15 protein-coding genes are annotated in these 14181 nt (G+C 53.8%); all 15 read left to right on the plus strand.

Going from position 1 to position 14181, the window contains the following annotated elements; genetic code table 11:
• The 15 genes from VMF88_02100 (at window position 1) to VMF88_02170 (ending at window position 14181) form a co-directional block, all read left to right on the plus strand.
• The gene (locus tag VMF88_02100; protein HTY09840.1) at window positions 1-288 is read left to right on the plus strand and encodes a hypothetical protein; all 288 of its coding nucleotides are present in this window, start codon (window positions 1-3) and stop codon (window positions 286-288) included.
• Between the two features lie 4 nt (window positions 289-292).
• Window positions 293-601, plus strand: a complete 309-nt coding sequence (gene fliE / locus VMF88_02105) for a flagellar hook-basal body complex protein FliE (protein HTY09841.1) — start codon at window positions 293-295, stop codon at window positions 599-601.
• Window positions 602-604: 3 nt separating this feature from the next.
• Window positions 605-2143 (plus strand): flagellar basal-body MS-ring/collar protein FliF, encoded by a 1539-nt coding sequence (fliF, locus tag VMF88_02110; protein HTY09842.1) that lies wholly within the window; start codon window positions 605-607, stop codon window positions 2141-2143.
• 15 nt (window positions 2144-2158) lie between these two features.
• Window positions 2159-3169 (plus strand): flagellar motor switch protein FliG, encoded by a 1011-nt coding sequence (fliG, locus tag VMF88_02115; GenBank protein ID HTY09843.1) that lies wholly within the window; start codon window positions 2159-2161, stop codon window positions 3167-3169.
• A gap of 1 nt (window position 3170) precedes the next feature.
• Window positions 3171-3908, plus strand: a complete 738-nt coding sequence (locus VMF88_02120; GenBank protein ID HTY09844.1) for a flagellar assembly protein FliH — start codon at window positions 3171-3173, stop codon at window positions 3906-3908.
• 53 nt (window positions 3909-3961) lie between these two features.
• Window positions 3962-5329 (plus strand): flagellar protein export ATPase FliI, encoded by a 1368-nt coding sequence (gene fliI, locus VMF88_02125; GenBank protein ID HTY09845.1) that lies wholly within the window; start codon window positions 3962-3964, stop codon window positions 5327-5329.
• A 27-nt stretch (window positions 5330-5356) separates the two neighbouring features.
• Window positions 5357-5518, plus strand: coding sequence for a hypothetical protein (locus VMF88_02130; GenBank protein ID HTY09846.1), 162 nt, complete (start codon window positions 5357-5359; stop codon window positions 5516-5518).
• Window positions 5519-5564: 46 nt separating this feature from the next.
• Window positions 5565-5999: a flagellar export protein FliJ gene (gene fliJ / locus VMF88_02135; protein HTY09847.1), complete on the plus strand. Its 435-nt coding sequence runs from the start codon at window positions 5565-5567 to the stop codon at window positions 5997-5999.
• Window positions 6000-6002: 3 nt separating this feature from the next.
• On the plus strand, window positions 6003-6539 hold the full coding sequence (locus tag VMF88_02140) for a hypothetical protein (GenBank protein HTY09848.1): 537 nt from the start codon (window positions 6003-6005) through the stop codon (window positions 6537-6539).
• A gap of 1062 nt (window positions 6540-7601) precedes the next feature.
• Window positions 7602-10334, plus strand: coding sequence for a flagellar hook-length control protein FliK (locus VMF88_02145; GenBank protein HTY09849.1), 2733 nt, complete (start codon window positions 7602-7604; stop codon window positions 10332-10334).
• Between the two features lie 11 nt (window positions 10335-10345).
• Window positions 10346-11038 (plus strand): FlgD immunoglobulin-like domain containing protein, encoded by a 693-nt coding sequence (locus tag VMF88_02150; GenBank protein HTY09850.1) that lies wholly within the window; start codon window positions 10346-10348, stop codon window positions 11036-11038.
• A gap of 55 nt (window positions 11039-11093) precedes the next feature.
• Entirely contained in the window at window positions 11094-11429 is a 336-nt protein-coding gene (locus VMF88_02155; protein ID HTY09851.1) for a TIGR02530 family flagellar biosynthesis protein, read from the plus strand.
• Window positions 11430-11576: 147 nt separating this feature from the next.
• Window positions 11577-13196 (plus strand): flagellar hook protein FlgE, encoded by a 1620-nt coding sequence (locus VMF88_02160; protein ID HTY09852.1) that lies wholly within the window; start codon window positions 11577-11579, stop codon window positions 13194-13196.
• A 68-nt stretch (window positions 13197-13264) separates the two neighbouring features.
• Complete coding sequence (locus tag VMF88_02165) at window positions 13265-13471, plus strand: flagellar FlbD family protein (protein ID HTY09853.1); 207 nt, start codon at window positions 13265-13267, stop codon at window positions 13469-13471.
• Window positions 13472-13647: 176 nt separating this feature from the next.
• Entirely contained in the window at window positions 13648-14181 is a 534-nt protein-coding gene (locus tag VMF88_02170) for a flagellar basal body-associated FliL family protein (GenBank protein ID HTY09854.1), read from the plus strand.

Here is a 14181-nt window from a genome sequence, read left to right on the forward strand (position 1 = left end):
ATGGAAGTGAACGATATTTCTTCATCCGCAATGCAGATCATCCCGCAAAAGAGCGGCGTTTCCGCGCAGCCCGAACAATGGCAGAAGGCGCTGGAGAGTGCCGGGAGCGGAAAAACACCGCAGACGCAATACACGAGTCCGAGTGCCACGCTGACGCGCGCGGAACAGACGTATTTCGAGGAGCTCTTCCCGTCCTCTGCGCCGGAGCTTCAGGCGTATTCCCTGTACAAGCAGGACGGATCGCGATCCGCTTCAGCGCTGGGAACAGTGGTCGATCGTAAAGGATAATTCGATGAAAATCAATCAAGCGCTCACGCTGCTGCCGAATGTCGGCGGTCCCTCAAATGGGAACGAGATCAACGGCGCCCTGAAGGAATCGGGGGCTTCGTTCGGTCAAACGCTCTCCCAGGCGATTACCGACGTCAACAACCTCCAATCCGAAGCGGGTAAGGCGGTGGACAGCATGGTAGCAGGGGAAGGGACCGACCTTCACGACGTGATGATCGCCGTTGAAAAGGCGCGGACCAGCTTCGATCTCCTCATGGAGATCCGCAACAAGACGATCGATATGTACCAGGAAATAATGAGAATTCAGGTGTAAGGCATGGCAGAAACTCAATCGGTGAATCAACTCACCCAATTTTTCCGCAGGCTTACCTTCCGACAGCGAGTGATGTTCGGCACCGTGGCCGTTGTTGCGGCTGTCGCGATCTCGAGCCTCGTCAGCGTTGTGAACCGTCCTTCCTACGCGACCCTCTTCAGCAACGTCAGCCCGCAGGATGCTTCGAAGATCGTCGACAAGTTGAAGGAGAAGAATGTTCCATACTCGCTCGAGGACGGCGGAAGGTCGATCCTTGTCCCCAAGCAGCAGGTCTATGACCTGCGTCTGTCGCTTGCGGGCGAGGGGCTGCCTCAGTCGAGCGTGATAGGGTATGAAATTTTTGACCGGACCAATTTAGGCATTTCGGATTTTGTGCAGAAGATCAACTACCGGCGGGCGCTTGAGGGGGAGCTTGCAAGGACGATCCTGGAGCTTGAGGAGGTCGAAGGGGCGCGCGTCCACATTGTGGTGCCGGAGAAAGCCCTGTTCAAGGAGGACGAAAAAACCGCGACGGCATCGGTGGTCCTCAAGCTAAAATCCGGGAAACCGCTGCGCCAGGAAACGATCCAGAGCATTGCGCATCTCGTCGCGAGCAGCGTCGAAGGGCTGGAGGCGAACAATGTGACCATCGTCGATTCGCGCGGCGCTTTACTCTCCGAGAACACAAAACCGAACTCGCTGACCGCGCTGACATCCACGCAATATGAGCTCCAGCAAAAAGTCGAATCATATCTTGCCCAAAAAGCGCAAAACCTCTTGGAAGGAGTCGTCGGCCCGGGAAACGCCCTGGTGCAGGTGAATGCAGATCTGGATTTCACGCAGGCGGAAAAGAACCTCGAGCAGTATGACCCGGAAAACACCGCAGTGCGCAGCGAGCAGACCTCGGAAGAGAAGAATTCGCTGAGCGACTCTCTTCCGCCGTCCACGCACACGAGCTCGGTGACGAACTATGAGATCAACAAGACGGTCGAGCACATTGTTGAAAGCGTCGGCTCGGTCAAACGCCTCTCCGTCGCGGCGATGATCAACGGGACACAAAAGACGGTCGAGAAGAACGGACAGAAGACCGTTGAGTATACCCCGCTTCAAACGGAAGAGCTCAATCAGCTGACGGACATCGTCAAACGTGCGGTCGGATACGCTCCCCAGCGGAACGATGAAATTTCGGTTGTCAACCTGCAGTTTGGCAATGCCTTGCAGCAGGAAGATCTGGTGTACAAGGATCAGCCGGGAGCCGATTGGTATGACATCGGCGAGAAAGCTCTTCTTGTAGGATTCATGCTCGCGGCGCTCTTTATCATCCGTTCGCTTGTCAACAAAACGGTCGTGCATTCCAGAGAAGATGAAGCGGCCTTTGAAATGAGAAACCCTGAAGGCGTTCTCGTCTCAAAGAAATCGTCCATTCGTCTTCCTTCTCCTGAAGAGGAGATCTCAGAGGATGCGCTTCTCAGGGCGGAGAAAAGAAAGCGGATCGCGGAGTACGTGAACGACAAGCCCGAAGACGCGGCACGACTGCTTAAAGTGTGGTTGGCGGAAGAATAACGGAAAACGGAACCCATGCCAGAAGCGCAATTATCCAGCAAACAAAAAGCGGCGTTACTCGTTCTCTCTCTTGACGTCGAAGCGGCGACGCGCATCATGCGGAAACTCAGCCAGCAGGAGATCGAAGACCTGACGCTCGAGATCACGAACGTGAAAGGCGTCTCGTCGCACGTGATCGATAACGTCGCTGACGAATTCCATCAGCTCATTGTTGCGCAGCAGTACGTTGTTCAGGGGGGATTGGATTACGCCCAGCAGCTCCTCGAACATACGCTCGGTTTCGCCAAGGCCGCGGACGTGCTGGAGAAGGTCAAGGTGCTCTCTCACGTGACCGGCTTCGATATGTTGAAAAAGGCCGACCCGAAACAGCTCGCGGGGTTTCTCCAAAAGGAGCATCCCCAGACGATCGCTCTGATCCTTTCCAACCTGAGCCCGGAACAGACCGCCCAGGTGCTTTCGGAATTTTCCGACGAGCTCCGCAACGATGTCACGTTCAGGATCTCGACCCTGGGCAAAGTGAACCCCGCGCTCCTTTCGGAAATGGAGGCAGTCCTTGAAGATATTGCCGAAGCCGAGATCAGCCAGAGCATGAGCTCGCTGGGAGGGACAAAATCGGTGGCGGCCATTCTCAACCGCTGCAGCACCGCGGAAGCGAAGATCATTCTTGAAAGCATCGAACAGAAGAACCCGCAGCTTGCCGGAGAGATCAAACGTCTGATGTTCCTGTTCGAAGACCTCCTCTTCGTCGACGATAAAGGGATTCAGCGTATCCTTCGCGAAGTGGATAAGAAGGACCTGGCGATGTCGATGAAGGTCTCCGAGGACAAATTGAAGCAGAAGATTTTCAGCAATATGTCCGAACGAGCGCAGGAACTGCTCAAAGAGGAATTGCAGTATATGGGTCCGGTTCGTCTCAAGGATGTGGAGATGGCGCAGACGCGCATCGTCGAGATCGTCAAACAGCTTGAGGACCAGGGAGAAATCGTTGTCGCCGGAAGAGGCGGCAAGGAGGAAGTGTTTGTCTGAGGTGATCAAATTGCGCAGGCTCGTCGGGAGCGCCAGGCTGACCCGCTATGAGGTGACCGACATTCCATTCCCGGAATTGACGCCGAGACCCGAGGCGGAGCCGATGAATTCGGTGGAAACGCCCGCCGCGCTGGTGGATGAAGAAATGGTCTCAACGGTCCTCATGAAGCGTAAAACTATCGAAGGAGACGGGATGATCCAGCGCTCCCTCGACCACGAATATCAGCGGGGGTTCGACGACGGCTGCAAGTCCGTTGAGAAGAGGCTGCGGGAAGAATTTGAAACGCGTGTAAGCGATGAGCGAAAAAAGACAACCTTCAAGGTGATCGTCCAGCTCGAGTCGCTGATGGAGAATATCAGAAAAGAATTTTCTCAGATGCAGCAACGGTCCGAAGAGATCGTCATCAGGTTTACGCTTGCCGTGGCAGAACAGATCCTCCGCCGGGAAGTGATCCTCGATAATACGGTGGTGCTGCAACAGATCAAAGAAGGCCTGCGGAGGGTCCTCGGCGTGGACAATATCAAAGTACGCGTGAACCCGGTCGATGAAGCGATGGTGAGGGAACACCGTGCAGCGATCGCGTCGGGTTCCGATTCGCTGAGGGACATGCTGATCGAAGCGGACGAAAAGGTCGAGCGCGGGGGCTGCATTCTCGAAAGTGATTCGGGAAATGTCGATGTCCGTATCTCGACCCAAATGAAGAAAATCGAGGCGGCGCTGCTCGAGAATATCCAATGAAACGGGTTTCCACCATGCCGGATGTTTTAGAAAATCTCCAAGCAAGCGAGCTGATGACGCCGCCCCATGAGAATGGGACGGGCGGGATCGATGAGCGGAAGTTCGACCTGTTCAATAATTTCGAAGGCTATTTGGCAAAGCTGCGCAACCTCGACCTGATCAAAGTGAACGGACGTGTCACCCAGGTGATCGGCCTGGTGATCGAATCGATCGGGCCGAATTCGTCGCTCGGAGAAGTGTGTATCGTGAAGTCGAAAGGGGGAGAAGATGTCTGTCTGTCGGAAGTCGTCGGCTTCAGAAATAACCGCGTGCTCTCGATGGTGCTCGGCGAGGCGAATAGGGTCAGCCCGGGAAGCGAAATAGTTGCCACCGGAAAGACCTTGTCGGTGAACGTCGGCGACGCATTGCTCGGTAGAGTCATCGACGGTCTCGGACAGCCGATCGACGGGAAAGGGCCGCTGCAGACCTCGGAAATCCGTTCGATCTATAATGCGCCGCCGAGCCCGCTCGAACGCCGGCGCATTACGGAGCCGATCGTCACCGGGATCCGGTCGATCGATTCTCTCCTCTCCTGCGGCAAGGGGCAGCGCATCGGAATCTTTGCAGGAAGTGGTGTCGGCAAAAGCGTGACGCTCGGGATGATCGCACGGGATACCAGCGCCGACGTCAACGTGATCGCCCTCGTCGGAGAGCGGGGAAGAGAGGTAGGGGAATTTCTCGACAGGGAGCTTGGCGCCGAAGGGTTGAAGCGTTCCGTGGTCGTCGTGGCGACAAGCGACCAGGCGGCATTGATCAGAATTAAAGCGGCATTCATGGCGACGAGCATCGCCGAATATTTTCGCGACCAGGGAAAAGATGTCATGCTCCTCATGGATTCCGTCACCCGTCTTGCAATGTCCCAGCGCGAGGTAGGACTGGCTATCGGCGAACCGCCGACGACAAAAGGATATACCCCTTCCGTCTTTGCGATCCTGCCCAAGCTTCTGGAGCGCGCCGGTAATGCGAAAAAGGGAAGCATCACGGGATTATACACCGTGCTCGTCGAAGGAGACGATATGAACGAGCCTGTCGCAGACGCGGTCCGGTCGATCCTGGACGGCCATATCGTTCTTTCGAGGCGGCTCGCTTCGGCGGGACACTACCCGGCCGTCGATGTCCTCGAAAGTGTCAGCAGGGTCATGCCGGCAATAACGACGCCCGAGCACCGGCAAGCCGCACAGCGCCTGTTGGACCTGATGGCAACGTATCGCGAGGCCGAAGACCTTATTAACATCGGGGCGTACGTGAAGGGGAGCAATCCCCGCATCGATGCCGCGGTTGCAAAGATCGAGGCGATCAGGACGTTCCTGCGCCAGGCCCCGGATGAAAAAGAAGATATGAAAGAAAGCATTCAACGTTTGATCGGTTTGATGAAAGTGTAACGTGTCGGAGAGGAAGGAGGGAATACGATGACAATTGCAGTGATCGGCATCGCGTATTGCGTTATCATTCTTGGCTTGACCCGTCTTGTGCACGTTCTTCGCGAGCAGGAAAGCCAGTTAAGGGAAAAGTTGCATGGAACATCTGAGGAAATGATCTCTGTCCGGACAAATTCGGAAGTCGGGATCTAAAAACAAGAAGTTTGGTCAGCGAAACTTAATTGTTACGGTGAAGAGAATGCAATTTGTAGACACTGGTCTGGCAACTGTACTCAAAGTCAAGAAGTATCAGGAAAAGAAGGCGCACGAAGAACTCGTTCATCTCCTTCGCTCAAAAGACGTCGAACAGGCGGCGCTCTCCGATCTGAATGACCGGAGAGAAAATGCCATGTCGGAGGCGGTGCGCGTTTCAAGGTCCAGGGCGCTGGAATTGCAAACGAGCCGTGCTTTTTTGAAGACCCTTTCGACCGAAATTCGCCAGAAGGAGAAAAAAGTCAATGAGATCCAGCTTCAGGAGAACGATAAGCGTTCCGAGCTCGTCGAACGAACGCAGTCAAAACAAATGGTAGAAAATCTCGACCAGCGGAGGCAGGCGGAATTCATACGTGAGGCGGACCGGAAGGAACAACGACTTATCGACGTTCTCGCTCAACGCGTAACTCGGGAGATCTAGGTAATGAAGCCAGCGCTCACATACGTCGTGCTCTGGGTCGTAACGCTTGTGCTTGCAGTGCAGGTGGTTCTGGTTCTCTATTATTTCAAACCGGAGGCGTTCACGGTGCTGAACAGCCCGCCGGCTGCGCAGGCCGCTCCTCCGCCGAAGCCCGCGGACTCGATCATTGCGAAGGTCGACTCTCTCCGAACCGAACCGAAGGATTCGGTCTCTTTTGATGTCAAACAAGTGACCGTGGTCTCGGCCTCTAGCGACAGTCTCAAACTGCTCTCCAGCAAACTCAATGCTGAGATCCAAAAGGAGGAATTGTTGGAGAAAAAAGTGCTCACCCAAACGACCGGCGCCGACAGCGCACACGCGAAAGAAATAAAGGGAACGGCGAAACTCCTGGAGTCTATGAGCGCGGAAAATGCGGCGAAAATTCTTCAGAACCTTAAATTGTCGGAAGCGAGACAAGTGCTGATGGCGGTCAAGAAAAAACAGGCCGGGAAGATCCTCAGCGCGATGGAGCCGAAACTGGCGGCTAAAATGATACGGTAATCATTGCACAGGCAACGGATGACTATCTTAAATATTTTCGGAATGCTCTCTCCTAACCAAAAGAACGGCGGCGTTCAAGCGCAGTCAGGTCCGGCGCCCGTTGCTTCTCAGCAGTCGCTCTTTTTGCCGATGCTCCTGCAATTTTTTACGAAAACGCCGACGATGCCGATCCAACCTGCGGTTTCAGCGCAGCCCGTGACTCAAACAGCACAGCCAGCTGCAGGCAGCGGTCAATCGGCCAAGCCCGCTGCAAACCGGATCTCCGCTGGTTCCGACACCTCAGTGGCAGGATTAGAATTGCTGGCCAACGGAATGCTCCCTTTGGGAACGGTGATGAATACGATTCAGTATCAGAAGATCGACGGCGTCCCGCCACATGACGGATCTCCGGCATCAAACGAAATTGAGAATGCGTTCAATCCCAAATCGATTTTAGGAGATCAATCACCGAAGAAAGAAATAAGTATTACAGCAGAAATAACGCCGGACACAAAAACCGGTATGCCTTCTTCGTACGCATTGAATGAGTATCCGGGATCACCTTCCCCTGAAACTCCATCAAGCGGGAAAACTGAGCAGCCCGAGACGAATACGCTTTTTTCCAATTCTGTTCAATTTTCATCACAGGAAGAGGTGAAGCCGGCTTCTGTTGAGGGAGGCATTCCTCTTAATGGATTTGAGATTACTCAAAATGCTCCTCTTCATGGAGAAATGCTGAACGATTCCAATCCCTCCTCGAAAATGCTAACGCCCAGGACAACGGATTCGGTTTTGTCAGCAGAGACAGTTTCTATCCCACTGGATCCTGATGCATCAGCCTCCAGAACTTCCGGTCTTCCGAATAGACCTCTCGAATTTCACGTGCCCCGCGCCCAAGCAGCAAATTCAATAGTTCAACAGACGCAGGGGGAAGCTTTAACTGATGAAGCAGCAGAGATCATCCCGCCCAGATGGACTCCCGGGGAATCGACCCAGCCAACTCGGAGCACAGGGAGTCCGGACCTGTCCATCAGAACAATCATTACGAGTGAATCTTCTGAACGCTCTCCTCGGAATTCAACGTTGACGTCTACAATATCATCAGGACAGATAATTCAGGGAGCCGCAGTTGACCTGCTTGCTGGTTTGTCCCCCCAAGAGGGGAAGAACATTCAAACAATTACGCTCCCTTCGCCGTCATTGGCGAAAAAAGTTCCAAATGCCGATGTCATGCCGCATGGAACGATGACAAGTAAGAGCGTTGCGGATGAGGGTCTCTCCGATATTACCCCTACAGTTGCAACATCACCTTCCGCTACTATTGGAACAAACCAGGGAACCAAGAACAGGGACGATGGAACAATCGTGCTGACTTCTACCGGCCAGGGGAATATTGGAAAGCAGCCAGCGCAAAACGGCGGAATCGAAAATGTGAAGAATGCTATTTCATTGTCGCAAGAGCAGAATAACATTCCCACATCGATCCCCGACGGAACCGACAATATCTTCGATTCATTGTCAAAGGGAATCCGGGGCGATGCTCAACCAAATCCCGTTACAAGCAACGAGAGGGTTGAATCTGCGCCTTTCATTGCGCCGGCAGCTCCGCTTACCCAAAATATGCAGGTTGAAGATGTGTCTGAGCCAAAGGGCATCACAAGCAGGGAACCAATTGCCCAGCAGGTCGACTCATCTTCAAACCTTGGATCACCATCATCTACGGATGCCGGGGAAGATAACGGTGCTCAGCAAGAGATATCTGACCAACAAATCTCTGTTCCAATTCTTCGATCACCGGCTCCGTTCATTGATGCGGAAGCCCAAAGAGAATTACCGGCACAATTTGGAATTACAGGTCAGACGAATCTTCATTCTCAATACGGACGGGAACCTGTTCGGGTATCCGACGTGGAAAGAGACGGGAATGTTTTCACCCCTCGAATCGCTACCGAAATTCCCCCTCAGGAAATTGATCAACCCATAACGCCGAACGAAAATATTCCATTAAGGCCCGCGGGATTTAACGTCGATGACAAATCGGTGGGATCGAAGGGGGCATATAATACGGCTCCAGCAGCAACGAGCGCCCAGCCGCAGCTGTCCCCGCAGCAGACTGAAAATGTCACGCTCATCCCAAATGTGAAGGCTGAACCAATTAAGCCGGCGATGAATACTCTCCCGGTGGAAAACCCGCATCAGCCGGCAGAACTTCCCAATGATCTAATTTTCGATCCGGAGACAAGTTCAAATGCCGGCAAATTTGAAAGTGCGGCTGATCTTCCCCCTATGCCGTTGAGTTCAGCCAGCCGATCGATCGACCAGGAATTGGGGGAAAAGTTACCGCAAGCTTTAACGCCCGAACTCTCGGCTAAAACGCATCAGAGAGAAGAGTTCCATCCCTCTTCCAGTGTGGCCACTGCAGCTGAGAATGCGGAGACTGCGGTTTCGCCAAAAGAAATGGCCGAGCAGGGGGGTGTTGCCGTTCAGGAAATGCAAACAGAAGTACAATCACCGGAATTGCCGGTTGATATTGGACTCGTCAATGAAGAGGGACAAGGTGAAGACCCGGCGGTCGAAATGCCGACTCTAAAAACTTCAACAGCAACATTCACTTCTGTTCCCCCCGAGATTAAAGCCGCTAAGGGAGAAAATTCACCTTCAATCCCGACAGCGGGTTATTTGGACCAAGGGAGATCGGGAGGCACGCAATCAACCTCGACCGCGCTGCCTGTTGCTCAAAACGAGATCGATCCTATAAACATCCGTCCGGATTCGGCGCAGAATGATACTGGTACGGTACCGAACGCAGGCGCCGTCGGGAAAATGGGGGGGAAGAATCTTTCCCAGGCTCCGGCCCCTAAAAAAACAGAAGCATCCCCTGTCCTCTCGGAAATTTCAAGCCCCTTCAAAAATCAGAAGGAGATCGAACCTGAGAACACGATTCGCCATGACGGAGCTCCAACACCCGTCAATCATCCTGATGTGAACGGCAAAATTGATAAGGGAGAAGAACCGGAGGCGCACGTGTCTGCAATGAACGAACTGGCCCCATCGACAGAACCGGCAAAGAACGGGACGCAAGGAGGAAACGATCGGAATTCAACCTCGAATGGCCAGCTTCATTCTCAAGGAAAAATTTCCGGCGCTCCCGCACAGCCGGCCGAATTCGATCAGGCCGTTCCGACTCCGGAGAATGTGTCATCTAAAACAGAACCAGTTATTTCTATGGCGTCGAATAACCAGAACAAGAACGCCGGCATCCCGGCATCACAGACCGAACTCCTCTCTAAGTTGGCGAACCAAGTTTCCGGTTTGCACAGCCCGTCGATCGCGGCTTTTCGTTCTGAACCGGCGGTCAAAGGAGGATCCAGCGCCTCTTCCCCGCAAGCCGGCCTGCTCCCAGGCAACTTGGAACAGTCGATCATGGACCAGGTGTCGAAAAGCCTTGCAGCAAATTTCAAGAATAACTCTTCCGAGATTCGCATTACAATGAAGCCCGAATCTTTGGGGGAAGTGACCATGAAAGTGAAAATGGACGACGGCAAGGTGTCGGCACAAATTGATGTCAGCAACGCGAATGTCAAGGCCGTGCTCGATACGAACGTAGCGCAGTTGCGGGACACGCTTCTTTCGAAGGGGATCGATGTGCATCGGATCGACGTTGTGGCGGACGGCCAGACGGCGTTCGGGGGCTCTTCCGAAGAAAGCAAATCGAAGCGGCAGGCGAATGAGAAGAATGCGTCGGGAGCCAATGCAGTCGAGCAGTACGAATCCCTCCGGACAATGGGATACAATACTATCGAATTAATCATGTAAAGGAGAGAGCCATGTCTACATCAGTGCAATCCGCCAGCTCGTTGTTGTCATCCGGTTCGCCGGCCGCTTCCTCGGCCCAAAGCAGCACAACACCGGTGCTGGGAGAAGATGATTTCCTGAAACTATTGACGCAGCAGATGCAGTATCAGGATCCGATGGATCCGATGAACGGAACGGAGTTCGCCTCACAGCTTGCGCAGTTCAGTTCCGTGCAGGAGTTGACGAACATCAATACCGAGTTAGGGCAGAGCATCACTGCCAATACTGTTCTGACGCAGTCCATTAACAACGACCTTGCTGCGACCTTTATCGGCAAAGATGTGCGCGCGACCACGAATGCGTTCCAGTACAGCGGATCCGGAGATATGAAACTCGGGTATACGCTTCCGTCCGCGGCAAATACGGTCACGGTGAGCATTATGGACGGATCGGGAAACGTCGTAAAGACGATCCAGAGCGCTCCGACCGGCAGCGGCGACCAGACGTTCTCATGGGACGGGACGGACGATTCGGGGCAGCAACTGGGTTCTGGAAATTACACCTTCTCGGTTCAGGCGACGGACAGCAACGGCGCATCGATCACTGCATCGCCGTACATCTATGGAACCGTGACCGGCGTTCAATTCAATTCAAGCGGCACAGCGTTTGTTGTCGATGGAACGCAAGTTCCGCTTTCTGACATTCTTGAAATCATGCAAGAGTAAGGTTATGGCAGAGACAATCAATGGAGTGAACGTACCATTCCTTCCTGTCGGAGGTATGGATGGTTTGAAGGAACGTCCGGCAATTGCGGTGCCGGAAGAGCGTTCATTCGAAACCGTTCTCTCGAAGGAATTGAACGGGCTGAAATTTTCCAAACATGCACAGCAGCGGCTCGACTCGCGGAACATCCAGTTAAGCGACGACGATATGGCCAATCTCTCGAGCGCTGTCACGAAGGCCGATGAGAAAGGAGCGAAGGATTCTTTGGTCCTGATGCGGGAAATGGCGTTCGTCGTGAGCGTCAAGAATCGGACGGTCATTACCGCAATGGACAGCGCGAACATGAAGGACAACGTGTTCACGAACATCGACAGCGCAATTATTGCGTCATGAGTTGCTGTAATATTAATTCACTAATCAACTAAACGGGCTGGACTTCAGCAGACCGCGTGGGCGGCACGCTGAGGAAGCCCTCCTGCCGAACCGAATGACAGAGGTTCGGCAAACAAACGCAACACATACCTTAGGAGGGTATATACTATGGCATTTCTTAGATCTCTCTTCGCCGGCGTTTCCGGATTGCAGAACAATCAATTAATGATGGATGTGATCGGGAACAACATCGCCAACATCAACACCATCGGATTCAAAGCAAGCAGGGCAACGTTCGGAGAAGCATTCGCGCAGACGCTCCAAAGCGCGACGCAGCCGGAAAACGGCAATGGAGGAACGAACGCCATCCAGGTCGGTCTCGGGGTTGCAGTGAACACCGTGGACACGGAATTCACCCAGGGCACATTGCAATCGACCGGAGTTTCGACCGACCTTGCAATTCAGGGCAACGGGTTCTTTGCCGTCAGCCTCAACGGCCAGACGCATTACACACGGGTAGGAACATTCCAGCTCGATGCGAACGGTGACCTGGTCAATCCCGGGTCGGGAGCGATCCTGCAGGGATCGCTGGCGTCGTCAAGCGGTGTCATTACTCCTGGCAGCGCACTCCAAAATCTGCAGATCGACTTGCACGAAATTTCCCCCGCAAAAGCGACCACGAGCGTCAAGCTTGCCGGTAATCTTGATTCGACGGCAACGGTGGCCAATGCCGACCTGACGGGCAATATCGACTCCGGAACGGCTGTCGGCGGAACCGTCAACCAGACATTCAACGTGACCGACGATTTCGGAACAACGCATGCCGTGACGCTGACGCTGACGAAGACGGCCGCCAACACCTGGAGCGTGGCAACGGCAGATCCAAGCGGAACGATTGTCGGCGGAACCGGGACAGCGACCTTCGATCCCGCAACCGGCGCATTGACAGCATTTACTCCTGCAAATATTACCATCAAGCCGACAGACAACGCTCCGTCAATTTCTGTCAACATCACCTCTACCGGGTTGACGCAATCCGCCGGTGCAAGTACTTTCGCGGCGGACCTCTCGAAAGAAGCTGATTCGACGAATGCCTCGATCACCGTGTACGATTCGTTGGGAAACGCGCACACGCTTTCGGTGAAGTTCACAAAAACGTCCACATCGAACGAGTGGACGTGGTCGGCCGAGGCGCCGGTTCCAGCGGCGATCGCCGGCGGACAAACCGGAAAGATCGACTTTAATGCGGACGGCACGCTGAAATCGTTCACTTACGACGACGGCTCATCCGCCCTCAAAATCAACCCGAACGATGGTGCTTCGGCCATGGCGATCGACTTGAGCGCGGGGACACTGAACGCGTTCGGCGGCATAACGCAGACCAGCGGAACGTCGACGATCTCTCCGCAGTCGCAGGACGGCTATGCCTCCGGCACGCTGAGCGGGGTTTCGGTCGACCAAAGCGGAAAGATCCTTGGCACGTTTACCAACGGCACCAACGTCACGATGGGGCAGGTGATGCTTGCAACGTTCAACAACCCGAACGGGCTGACGAACGCGGGGGGCAACATGTTCGATGCCTCCCCGAACTCCGGCTCGGCGACCATCGCTCCGGCCGGCGGCGCTTCCAACTCGACGATCGTTTCCGGCTCTCTTGAGGAATCGAATGTCGACCTTGCGCAGGAATTCACCAACATGATCACGGCGCAGCGCGGATTCCAGGCCAGCGCACGCGTGATTACAGTGGCGGACCAGTTCCTCGATGAAGTTGTCAGCTTGAAGAGGTAATGTGATGGGCGGGCGGTTCCCGCGCGGGATCGCCCGCCCGTCTTAATGTCTACAGTGAAGGGACAACAATGATCGAAGTGACAAGGCTTCAGAATCAAAAAATTGTCGTAAACGCCGACCTTATCGAGTTCGTGGAAGTAACACCCGACACCATGATCTCGACGACCACCGGAAAGAAATTCCTGGTGAAAGAATCTGCGGATGAAGTGATCAAAAAGGTTGTAGCGTATCGCCGCCGGTGTTTGATCATGAATTTGGGGAAGAAGAAAAAGTGAAGCACGGAGAGGATTATTCTCCATCTGTACACTATTCTCCACCAGCCGTGTGATCGTCTTTACCTGCAGTACCGCTCTCTCCCGTATACCTCAGTATTTCCTCGTTTTTAAGTCAATTTTGCGTAAAAACAGATGGCACATGATTTGCCGATTGTAAAAGAAAACAATCGGACACCATGGCTAAAGAATTTACTCCCCAAAATCAACCGGCAGCTCAGAACGCAGCGCCGGCGCCAGCGCCATCCCCCTCTTTCTTCTCAAAAAAGACCCTTATGATCGGGATCCCGATCTTTGTCGTGCAATTGGCCATTGTCTATTTCCTCATGGTGAAATTCATCGCAGCGCCGCCTCATGCCGACGCGGCTGCGCAGAAAACGGAAGAAGAGGCGCAAAAAGGGGAAACCGCGACGCAGAATATTTTTCTTATCAAAGATGTGATCATCAATCCGGCGGGAACCAACGGAACGCGTTTCCTTCTGACGACCGTCGGCATCGAAGTCTCCACACCGGAGGCGCAGCAGGAACTTGAAAAAAAGGAGGTCCAGGTACGGGATCTTCTCAATTCGATATTGACGAGCAAAGGATTGAATGAATTGGTCAACATCGATCAGCGTGAACTTCTTCGGGGAGAGATCTCGAAAAAGGTCGGTGAGCTTCTCAAGGCGGGCAAGCTCCGGAACGTCTATTTCAGCAAGTTCATCATCCAATAA

The sequence above is a fragment of the Bacteroidota bacterium genome (assembly GCA_035506275.1).
Classification (GTDB): domain Bacteria; phylum Bacteroidota; class Ignavibacteria; order UBA10030; family UBA8401; genus JAGVPT01.

Excerpts from the sequence above, each read along its gene's own strand:
- VMF88_02100 (HTY09840.1), top strand. The coding sequence starts at position 1 with ATGGAAGTGAACGATATTTCTTCATCCGCAATGCAGATCATCCCGCAA.
- fliE (HTY09841.1), top strand. The coding sequence starts at position 293 with ATGAAAATCAATCAAGCGCTCACGCTGCTGCCGAATGTCGGCGGTCCC.
- fliF (HTY09842.1), top strand. The coding sequence starts at position 605 with ATGGCAGAAACTCAATCGGTGAATCAACTCACCCAATTTTTCCGCAGG.
- fliG (HTY09843.1), top strand. The coding sequence starts at position 2,159 with ATGCCAGAAGCGCAATTATCCAGCAAACAAAAAGCGGCGTTACTCGTT.
- fliI (HTY09845.1), top strand. The coding sequence starts at position 3,962 with ATGACGCCGCCCCATGAGAATGGGACGGGCGGGATCGATGAGCGGAAG.
- VMF88_02130 (HTY09846.1), top strand. The coding sequence starts at position 5,357 with ATGACAATTGCAGTGATCGGCATCGCGTATTGCGTTATCATTCTTGGC.
- fliJ (HTY09847.1), top strand. The coding sequence starts at position 5,565 with ATGCAATTTGTAGACACTGGTCTGGCAACTGTACTCAAAGTCAAGAAG.
- VMF88_02140 (HTY09848.1), top strand. The coding sequence starts at position 6,003 with ATGAAGCCAGCGCTCACATACGTCGTGCTCTGGGTCGTAACGCTTGTG.
- VMF88_02150 (HTY09850.1), top strand. The coding sequence starts at position 10,346 with ATGTCTACATCAGTGCAATCCGCCAGCTCGTTGTTGTCATCCGGTTCG.
- VMF88_02155 (HTY09851.1), top strand. The coding sequence starts at position 11,094 with ATGGATGGTTTGAAGGAACGTCCGGCAATTGCGGTGCCGGAAGAGCGT.
- VMF88_02160 (HTY09852.1), top strand. The coding sequence starts at position 11,577 with ATGGCATTTCTTAGATCTCTCTTCGCCGGCGTTTCCGGATTGCAGAAC.
- VMF88_02165 (HTY09853.1), top strand. The coding sequence starts at position 13,265 with ATGATCGAAGTGACAAGGCTTCAGAATCAAAAAATTGTCGTAAACGCC.
- VMF88_02170 (HTY09854.1), top strand. The coding sequence starts at position 13,648 with ATGGCTAAAGAATTTACTCCCCAAAATCAACCGGCAGCTCAGAACGCA.